The organism is Hoylesella pleuritidis (assembly GCF_963541955.1).
In the GTDB taxonomy this organism is placed as follows: domain Bacteria; phylum Bacteroidota; class Bacteroidia; order Bacteroidales; family Bacteroidaceae; genus Prevotella; species Prevotella pleuritidis.
The window spans coordinates 24,014-32,720 of record NZ_CAUTUT010000023.1 but is presented as its reverse complement, the minus strand read 5'-3'; the positions used below and the strand labels follow the sequence as shown (position 1 = coordinate 32,720).

The following is an 8,707-nucleotide window of genomic DNA, read 5'->3' as shown; positions in this document are numbered from 1 at the left end:
ATGAAAATTCAATAAGTTCGGTATCTCTACAATTAGGAGTAACGTAGGGAAAGGAGTTGAACCTACGAGTAGATAGTAGACGAAAGCTTACAGGAGTAAATGGTTTTATGGGTTGATAAGTAGATGAGTGAACAAAGAACAATGAAAGATTACGCAAATTAAGGATGATGAAATGAAGCTCAGCACTACGCCAATTATGAATTATACATTATGAATTAAAAACTACCGTATGGCAGTTTTTATGTTGTCTATTTGCAGATTTAAGAAAATGTAGTTACCTTGTTGCAGACAAATCCAATTAATTTCCTTAGCCATCTAAGTCAGGGTGTTGAGGGGCTGAACAAATGAGATATGATTAAAGGAACAAATATAAGCAACAACGCGACGCGAAGAAATGTTGATTTCTTTACATCTTTTAGTGCTTTGTATTTGGTTATCTCAGAAAAAGTCTTAAACACACAATCTGATGTAGCATTTATTATGTCTTCTTCTCTACGCGCGCGAGGATGAGCGATTGTCTTCACTTCCTTTCTTCTTGAAAGGAAGCACAGTCTTTATACCCTCTTGCCGGATTATTTCAAGATCACAATAACAAATATTATTTATTCACTAAAATTATATGACAATGAGAGAAAATCAAGTAACAAACAGTGTTTATCGCCGACCCGAGATCAACGTCTTATGTGTTGCAACAGAGAGTTTAATCCTAGCCGGCAGTCCGGGTAGTGGAACACACAACCCGGGACAGGGTGGCGGTACGGTGCCTCACGGAGCTAAAGCAGAGGCCTTTGATCCGGATGGCGAGGAAGAAAGTAATTTGTGGAATGACTAAAACGCGAAGATGATGACAACGACGAAGAATTTGTTGTGTCTTGCTGCTGTCGGCCTATTGATATTTATGGCAAGTTGCTCGAACGATGCCATAAACCAAGAGACGGAGAGGGAAGAAGCCGCCATCAAAGGGTATACTGGACAAGGCTCTTTTATTTCGGATAAGGTGGCTACACGCACATCGATGGACTGGGATAGCGGTACATTCTTTTGGGAGGCAGACGATTATATCTACGTGAGAGACGATCATAACACTTTCAGGAAGATCAGCAACACCAATCCCGGACCTCGGCAACCTGTCTTTGACTTTGAGTTGCCCAACAGCGACTTTACCAAGAACTCATACTTGGTCTACTATCCTGGTACGAAAGGGTATAACGACCAGGTGACCATTGCTTCCGAACAGACGCAGAAGGCTCCCAACAATACCGATCATTTCGGTGACTCGGGCGACTGCGGCATAGGATTGGCTACGAAGCAGAACGGCCGATTCAGGTTCAAGCTCAATCATAAGGCTGCTTATCTCCGTTTCTTGCCTTATACCAGTCATCAGTTTGTCAGCACCTATATCACGAAGATTGAGGTGACTTCGAATAACAACATCGCCGGGACTTATAGGCTTGATCCTGCTTCCGGTAAACTCGTTGGTTCGGGGAGTCAGAAGACCATCGCGCTCATCATCGATGATGCAGCCGGTTATACGCATGGTTTCCCTTTGAAGAACAATGCACCGAACAGTCAGCTTAACAGTGCTTTTATGGTTATTGCTCCCGGAAAACACAGGCTCACTATCAAGTATTATGTCAAGGATATTCAGACCGGAGTAGATGGTGTTATCACCGACGAGTATGGCTCGCTCGATTATCAGGTGGGCAGCTATTATAGCATTGAGTCACGGTTAGATGTGGCGGCCTACGACAATAAGGTCTATATGTGGGACGCCATGACCGACTATTGGAAGGACTTCGAAGATGTTCTGCCCGCACTCAACAGCGATCTGCCCAATTCCAACTATCCTCGGAATGCAGGTGACAGCCGCTGGTTTAATACGACTCTGATGAACGGTACAGGAACACGGCAGGCCACACACATAGCAAAAGACTGCCCCAATATCAACGAAATAATGTGGTATGCCCATAAAGGCGACCCGCATTGGGATGACGTCAAACTCTGGACTGTACTCAAACACCTGTATAAAGGTGGTCTGTGGCTCAAAAAAGCATATGCCATCGCATCAGACAACGGCGGAATGAGCCCTAATGCGCTGAAAGAATCGTATAATGGTAAAGACTATCGTTGAGGTACGAAAGCTATGCAGAAGGAATTTCCTTTTAGGGTGAAAGGCTATCCGCAGACACCTCCTGCTGACAATACCAATTACTTCTATCTGCCCGCAATAGATAATTATCTATACGGGGAAATCAGACAGGGAATAGGAAGAGGCATGGGATTTGAAGGACAGTACTGGACTTCCACCTGCTATGCTCTGCCTACAACGGCTGAGGGTAAAATGTTTTACGGTGCATTCAACTTCACTTTCAAAAGAACCCATGTGGGAGTACATCGAAGCACGCGCGAGGCTGGAATGCGGTGCGTGAAATTCAATTAATCCAACACTGAAAACCTACATAGCTTTTCTTTGGAAAGCTATGTAGGTTTTCAGCATAACCAAAAGGCCAAGATCTCCTTAATCTTTATCCAAACGCGTGTTTGCTTTGTCAAAACGGGAACATTATTTCGCTGTCTGCATTTTTTTTCTTTCCTTTGCAAGTGCTTATGAAAACGAATATACCCATCCTCACTATCACTGGTTCCGACAGTACGGGCGGCTCTGGTGTTCAGGCAGATATCAAGACGATTTCGGCGCTGGGCGGGTATGCCTTGTCGGCAATCACGGCGATTACGGTTCAGAACACGCTCGGTATTCAGGAGTTTTTCAATCTGCCGGCCAATATCGTTGCCGGCCAAATTGAGGCTATTATCAATGATATTCAACCGGAGGTGGTCAAGATCGGTATGATTCGGAGCGTAGGTACACTGAATGCAGTGGTTGGCGCGCTGTCTAAGTATAAACCGAGGCAGACGATCTACGACCCGATTGTCTATTCGAGTCGGGGTGATGTTCTGATGGCCGACGATGTGATTGCACAGGTGAAGTGTCAGTTGTTGCCGCTCATCGATTTGGTCATTGTCCGTGAACGCGATGCAGCCTATTTTATGCGCGGCAAGGGGTCGGACACGGTCGGTAGAGATCAGATAGCATCGTGGTTCGGGGCTTTCGGTTGCTGCAACGTGATTATGCAAGAAGATCTTCTGCCGCAGTATGCACACGGATTGGGAAACAGTCTGGCTTCGGCCATTGCTGTTTATTTGGGTCAGGGATTGCCAATGGACGAGGCCCTGAGCCGTTCCAAGACGTTTATGAATCAGCAGATACGAGTCGCTTCAGACCTGACAGGGCGGAGCAGCGAACTTTATAATGAATTTGTCAGCGAGGTAATGGCGCATCACCGTACCAATAGCGACGTGCATTTTTATGCCGATTGCCTGAATGTGAGTAGCAGATACCTGGCTCAAGTTACCAAACGTATCTCAGGGAAATCGCCCAAGAGTATCATCGACGATTATCTTATCAGTGAAATCGAGCAGCAACTCAAAACCACGGACAAAACTGTTCAGGAGACGGCTTATGCTTTCGGATTTTCGTCACAGGCGCATTTCACTAAATTCTTTAAGAAGATGAAAGGTATATCTCCAAGTCAGTACCGTAAAAAATAAATATCATTATGACTGAAAACAGACAAACATTGAACCGCAACTTGGCTCAGATGCTTAAGGGCGGAGTGATTATGGACGTGACAACTCCTGAACAGGCTCGTATTGCCGAGGCTGCGGGTGCGTGTGCAGTGATGGCGCTTGAGCGCATTCCGGCTGATATTCGTGCAGCTGGCGGTGTTTCGCGGATGAGCGATCCGAAGATGATCAAAGGTATTCAAGCTGCCGTTTCCATCCCGGTGATGGCCAAGTGCCGCATCGGCCACTTTGCCGAGGCGCAGATTTTGCAGGCTATCGAAATCGATTATATCGACGAGAGCGAGGTGCTTTCGCCTGCGGACGATGTTTATCACATTGACAAGACCCGTTTCGACGTACCTTTCGTCTGCGGTGCGAAGAATTTGGGCGAAGCTTTGCGGCGCATTGTCGAAGGTGCAACGATGATTCGGACGAAAGGCGAACCGGGCACTGGCGACGTGGTGCAGGCCGTGACGCATATGCGGATGATGCAGAGCGAGATTCGCAGAATCGGTTCGATGCGCGACGATGAACTGTTTGAGGCCGCCAAACAGCTTCAAGTTCCGTTCGAGTTAGTGCAGTATGTGCACGACAATGGCAAGCTCCCCGTGGTGAACTTTGCAGCTGGCGGTGTGGCTACTCCTGCCGATGCAGCGCTGATGATGCAACTGGGTGCAGAGGGTGTGTTCGTCGGATCGGGCATCTTCAAGAGCGGAAATCCGGCTAAGCGGGCTGCCGCCATCGTGAAAGCCGTAACCAATTACAACGATGCCAAGATGCTGGCCGAACTTTCCGAAGACCTTGGCGAGGCGATGGTAGGCATCAATGAGCAGGAGATTCAGCTGTTGATGGCTGAGAGAGGCAAGTAATGAGAATTGCCGTATTAGCATTACAGGGAGCTTTTATCGAGCATCGGCGGATGCTGTCTGCATTGGGTGCAGACAGTTTTGAGATCAGACAGGCAGCCGATTGGAACCAACCGAAAGACGGGCTGATCATTCCCGGCGGCGAAAGTACCACCCAACTCAAACTGCTTCGTGAGCTCTGTCTGCTCCATCCCATCCAAGAGGCAATCCGCGGAGGATTACCCGTCTTTGGAACCTGTGCCGGACTGATTCTTTTGGGAAAACAAGTAGACGACAAGTCGTATGACGGCATTTCGACAATGGATATTGCTGTACGCCGCAATGCTTATGGCCGTCAGCTGGGAAGTTTCTATGTTGAGGCACCGTTTGATGGAGTAGGGGACTCGGTTCCGATGACTTTCATCCGGGCTCCTTATATAGAAGCATTGGCATCAGCAGATTGTCAAGCCTTGGCAATAGTCGGCGGACATATCGTTGCTGCTCGGCAAGGACATCAGTTGGTGACGGCTTTCCATCCGGAATTGAATGAAGACACACGTATTCATCAGTATTTTTTGGATATGATCGTATAAAAAGAAGAGCAGTTCAAATGTCTGAACTGCTCTTCTTTTTTATTTTGTCTCGATCTCTTCTTTCATATCGATGAATTGCTTGTCTGCATCGTAAAACTCATATTGCAGAAAAGCGAGCTTCTGAGAAGAGAGAACGTGCACGCCGAAACCGTATTTCAACTGCCATTTGCGCTTCAATGAGACAACGCCTTGGTTGATATACGCCGCCACATAAGGGTGAACGTGCAGATAAAACTTCCTGATACCAATCTTATTAACTAATCGGTCAATTTTACTCTCGAGCTGATCTGTAAACAGAATACTTGATTTAATCTTTCCTTTTCCAAAACAGGTAGGGCATGTTTCTTCAACGTTGACATCCATTGCAGGGCGAACTCGCTGGCGCGTGATCTGCATCAGACCGAACTTACTCAATGGAAGGATGTTGTGACGAGCTCTGTCTTTCTGCATATTCTTGCACATTCGCTCGTAAAGCATCTGCCTGTCTTCGGCCAAATTCATATCAATGAAGTCGACAACGATGATTCCTCCCATATCGCGCAGGCGCAATTGGCGGGCCAATTCGTCTGCTGCACCGAGATTAACGTCCAATGCATTAGCCTCTTGTCCGCTCACTTGACGCGACCGATTGCCGCTATTCACATCCACAACGTGCAGTGCTTCGGTATGTTCAATAATGAGATAAGCACCATGTTTGTAGTTGACGGTCTTGCCGAAGCTCGATTTGATTTGCTTGGTGATGTTGAAATTGTCAAAGATCGGCGTCTTGCCCGAGTACAGTTTCACGATGCCAGCCTTTTCAGGGGCTATCAAAGAGACATAGTGCTGTACTTCTTTAAACACATCATTGTCATTGACGTAGATGTTCTCGTAAGTCGGATTGAAAAGATCGCGCAACAAAGCGACAGCTCGTCCGGTCTCTTCAAACACTAATTGGGGTCGTTTCTGTGTTTTCTGAACTTTCTCAATAGCTGTCTCCCAACGCTTGTTCAGCACTTTCAATTCGGCATCTAATTCGGCTACTCGTTTACCTTCGGCTACCGTTCTGACAATAACACCGCAGTTTTTAGGCTTAATGCTGTGGATGAGTTGTTTGAGTCGGGCGCGTTCTTCGCCACTTTTGATCTTGGATGAAACCGACACTTTATCATTAAAAGGAATCAGAACCAAGAATCGTCCGGCAAAAGACAGTTCGCCGGTCAGGCGTGGTCCTTTGGTGGAAATCGGTTCTTTGACAATCTGAACCAACACTTCTTGCCCCACGGTGAGCGTAGTCTGCACGCTTCCGTCTTTCTTTAAGTCGGGCAATCGGGATGCTTTTGCAAAGGGATAAAGTTTTTTCCGGTCGCTCTGTACCTGTTTGAGATACTTCTCGTAAGAGTTAAATTGGCTTCCTAAGTCAAGATAATGAAGAAAGGCATCGCGTTCATATCCAACATCTACGAAGCAAGCATTGAGCCCGGGCATCAGTTTTTTGACCTTCGCCACGTAGATATTTCCAACAGAAAACGAAGCCGATCGCGGTTCGTTCTGATACTCCACGAGATTCTTGTCCTCTAAGAGTGCGATCGAGATTTCTTTCTGTTGAACGTCAATTACAACTTCGCTGGTCATTCTTTTACTTGAAAACTTAGTGTATTTAATAAAAAAGGTATGTCAAAAAATCCTCGCCGGATACATTGACATACCCCAGTCAGAAAAGACTGTCGAGCCAAATGGATTTACTTGCTCTTATGTCTGTTCTTCCGTAATCTCTTTTTACGCTTATGCGTTGCCATCTTGTGGCCCTTTTTCTTTTTACCGTTTGGCATAATTCTTAAATTTAATTTGTTTGTTATAAGTTGTTGATATTCCTCGATTCGGAACCGGCCACATTCAGCCTTTCATCTGCTCGATGAAACTCTTGGCAGGCTTGAAGCTCGGAAGATCGTGTGCTTCGATGTTGATAGTCGTATTCTTCAAGATGTTACGGGCTGTTTTGGCAGCGCGGTGTTTGATGATGAAACTGCCGAAACCCCGCAGATAGACATTTTCTCTTTTCTCTAAGAGGCTATCTTTAACGGTGTCCATAAATCCTTCTACAACGGCAGCGACATCCCTTTTGGGGACTCCGGTCTTCTCTGCAATCTCATTGATTATATCAGCTTTTGTCATTGTATGATTTGTTATTATTGTTGTGATATTTAACTTCTTAATTTCCAAATGAGTGTGCAAATATACGAGTTTTTTGCGTGAAAAGGAAATTTATTTCGCATTTTTTGCCGATTCGCCCGATAATTTTTTGTAGAACTATTTCTGTTTCAATTGTTTAGAAGTTGCGATTAATGGCTTTTCGTCCTGCGATTAACAGTTCATCACGCTGCGTTTAACGGTTAATCGGCGGGCAATTAACGGTTAGTTGACGTACGTTTAACGGCTAATCGTCAGCATTCTGTCGTACAGGCAAGGAACATTCAGCCTGATTCACCGTTTTGTTCGAGGATTTTTGCGTACTTTTGCAGTGATGAATGTGCGCAAGATCATACACGTCGATATGGATGCTTTCTTTGCTTCGGTCGAGCAAAGAGAGCATCCCGAGTTACGGGGACGGGCTATTGTTGTGGGGGGCGACGGTCCGAGGGGTGTGGTTTCCACGGCAAGCTACGAAGCCCGACGCTTCGGTATACATTCGGCAATGGCTATGTGCAGGGCCCGAAAGCTTTGTCCACAGCTCATTATTGTGCGTCCGCATTTCAGTTTCTATCGGGAGGTGTCGCATCAGATACAAGATATCTTTCGTGAATACACCGATACGATCGAACCTCTATCTATCGACGAGGCCTTTCTCGATGTTACCTATAATGAAGGTGGAATCGAACGGGCTGAAGAGTTGGCCGTAGAAATCAAGCGAAAAATCAGAGAGCGGACCCAACTGACAGCTTCTGCGGGTGTTTCTTATAACAAGTTTTTGGCTAAAATTGCATCGGATTATCGCAAACCCGATGGGCTTTTCACGATTTCCGAGGCCCAATCGCTCGGCTTCATAGACCGACTGTCCATCGGAAAGTTCTGGGGCGTGGGACCGAAAACGGCCGAACGAATGCACCGAATGGGGATTTTTACGGGGGCACAGTTGCGGGAAGTACCGCAAAGTCATTTGCAAGAAGTTTTTGGAAAGGCTGGAAATGTTTATTATAACTTTGCTCGCGGCATCGATCTTCGTCCCGTTGTTACCGAGCACGAACGTAAATCAGTGGGCTGTGAGCAGACTTTTGGCGAAGACATCAGCAGTCGGTCGCAGGTCTTGATTGAGCTTTATCACACGGTGTTGGAACTGACCGACCGCATCGCCGCGGTTCACTTCGAGGGCAAAACGCTGACGTTGAAGGTGAAATTCTTTGATTTCGACCAGATTACCCGCAGTAAAACAGCGCAGAAAAGCTTGCACACCAAAGACGATATACTGCCGATGGCTAAGGCTTTGTTGAAAGAAGTTGACTTCTCTGCCGTCAATCCAATACGTCTCATCGGTTTGTCCGTCTCTCATCCGTTGGATTCCGAACCTGTTGATCGGGCTGAGTGGATTGAGGGTTATTTGCCGTTCGAGGAGTAAAATAAGGTTGCCGATTATTTGAATTGTGGTTATTTTAGTGTAACTTTGCAGGA

General features: G+C 46.4%; 9 protein-coding genes. 7 read left to right on the top strand and 2 right to left on the bottom strand.

Annotated elements, in window-relative coordinates; all coding sequences use genetic code 11:
• The first annotated feature begins 625 nt into the window (after positions 1–625).
• From RWY97_RS09295 to pdxT, 6 genes are all read left to right on the top strand, one after another.
• Complete coding sequence (locus RWY97_RS09295; RefSeq protein WP_273177162.1) at positions 626–832, top strand: hypothetical protein; 207 nt, start codon at positions 626–628, stop codon at positions 830–832.
• A gap of 9 nt (positions 833–841) precedes the next feature.
• The gene (locus tag RWY97_RS09290) at positions 842–2,131 is read left to right on the top strand and encodes a hypothetical protein (RefSeq protein WP_315566816.1); all 1,290 of its coding nucleotides are present in this window, start codon (positions 842–844) and stop codon (positions 2,129–2,131) included.
• 12 nt (positions 2,132–2,143) lie between these two features.
• Positions 2,144–2,440: a hypothetical protein gene (locus tag RWY97_RS09285; RefSeq protein ID WP_315566815.1), complete on the top strand. Its 297-nt coding sequence runs from the start codon at positions 2,144–2,146 to the stop codon at positions 2,438–2,440.
• 167 nt (positions 2,441–2,607) lie between these two features.
• Positions 2,608–3,609 carry a hydroxymethylpyrimidine/phosphomethylpyrimidine kinase gene (locus RWY97_RS09280; protein WP_273177168.1) on the top strand — a complete coding sequence of 334 codons (1,002 nt, stop codon included), beginning with the start codon at positions 2,608–2,610 and terminating at the stop codon, positions 3,607–3,609.
• An 8-nt stretch (positions 3,610–3,617) separates the two neighbouring features.
• Entirely contained in the window at positions 3,618–4,493 is an 876-nt protein-coding gene (gene pdxS, locus RWY97_RS09275; protein ID WP_024991713.1) for a pyridoxal 5'-phosphate synthase lyase subunit PdxS, read from the top strand.
• The gene (gene pdxT, locus RWY97_RS09270) at positions 4,493–5,062 is read left to right on the top strand and encodes a pyridoxal 5'-phosphate synthase glutaminase subunit PdxT (protein WP_024991712.1); all 570 of its coding nucleotides are present in this window, start codon (positions 4,493–4,495) and stop codon (positions 5,060–5,062) included. Before pdxS ends, pdxT begins: the two co-directional genes overlap by 1 nt.
• Before the next feature lie 39 nt (positions 5,063–5,101).
• On the opposite strand, the gene RWY97_RS09265 is transcribed toward pdxT, so the two are convergent.
• The gene (locus tag RWY97_RS09265; RefSeq protein ID WP_021584723.1) at positions 5,102–6,676 is read right to left on the bottom strand and encodes an Rne/Rng family ribonuclease; all 1,575 of its coding nucleotides are present in this window, start codon (positions 6,674–6,676) and stop codon (positions 5,102–5,104) included.
• Positions 6,677–6,937: 261 nt separating this feature from the next.
• Entirely contained in the window at positions 6,938–7,216 is a 279-nt protein-coding gene (locus RWY97_RS09260; protein ID WP_021584652.1) for an HU family DNA-binding protein, read from the bottom strand.
• A gap of 355 nt (positions 7,217–7,571) precedes the next feature.
• Between RWY97_RS09260 and dinB the strand changes: the two genes are divergently transcribed.
• Complete coding sequence (gene dinB, locus RWY97_RS09255; RefSeq protein ID WP_462675853.1) at positions 7,572–8,654, top strand: DNA polymerase IV; 1,083 nt, start codon at positions 7,572–7,574, stop codon at positions 8,652–8,654.
• Positions 8,655–8,707: the final 53 nt, after the last annotated feature.